The following is a 1,038-nucleotide window of genomic DNA, read 5'->3' on the forward strand; positions in this document are numbered from 1 at the left end:
GCTCGAAGTGGCTTTGTACCGGCTCGTTTCCTCGTGGGGTGTCAAGCCCGACTATCTACTCGGACATTCGATCGGTGAGTTGTCGGCCGCGCATGTGGCCGGGGTGTTGTCGCTGGAGGACGCGGCGCGGCTGGTGGCGGCCCGGGGCCGTTTGATGCAGGCGTTGCCGGCGGGCGGTGCGATGGCCTCGCTCCAGGCGACGGAGGACGAGGTCCTGCCGCTGCTGACCGACGGCGTCTCCGTCGCCGCGCTCAACGGGCCCCGATCCACCGTGGTCTCGGGTGACGAGGACGCCGTGCTCGCGATCGCGGCTCGTTTCGAGGCGGAGGGGCGTAAGACCAAGCGGCTGCGGGTGAGTCATGCGTTCCACTCGCCGCGCATGGACGGCATGCTGGAGGAGTTCCGCACGGTTGCCGAGGGGCTTGCCTTCCACCGGCCCGAGATCGCCATCGTGTCCAACGTGACCGGCCAGGTCGTGACCGGCGACGAGCTGTGCTCGGCGGACTACTGGGTGCGCCACGTCCGTGAGGCGGTCCGCTTCGTCGACGGCATGCGCACCCTGAAGGACCAGGGCGTGGACACGTTCCTGGAGCTGGGCCCGGACGGTGTCCTGTCCGCGATGGGCCAGGACTGCGTCGAGGACGCGGCCTTCGCCCCCGTGCTGCGCAAGGACCGTGACGAACCGCAGTCGCTGGTGCGGGCGCTGGCCGAGGCACACGTGCGGGGTGTACCCGTCGCATGGGACGCGTATTTCGCGCCCTCGGGCGCCGTGCGGGTGGAGCTGCCGACCTACGCCTTCCAGCGCGTGCGCTACTGGCCGGAGCCTGCCCCGATCGCCCCCGTGCACCAGGACAGCTCCAGCTCGACGTCGGACCACCGCTTCTGGGACGCCGTTGAGAGCGGTGACCTCGACGCACTGGCCAGGACGCTGGACTCGGCCGAAGTCGGGCCGCTCCGTGAGGTCATGCCTGTCTTGTCGTCATGGCGTCGCCAGTCGCGTGAACTGTCCACCGTGGACGCCTGGCGTTATCGGGTGGC

Annotated in this window: 1 protein-coding gene; it reads left to right on the plus strand. The window is 69.8% G+C overall.

Features of this window, described 5'->3' with window-relative positions:
• Window positions 1-1,038 (plus strand): acyltransferase domain-containing protein (locus ACHFIV_RS33170; RefSeq protein WP_398976651.1); only part of this gene is annotated, 1,038 nt, incomplete at both ends.

The sequence above is a fragment of the Streptomyces sp. ALB3 genome, assembly GCF_044385685.1.
Classification (GTDB): Bacteria; Actinomycetota; Actinomycetes; order Streptomycetales; family Streptomycetaceae; genus Streptomyces.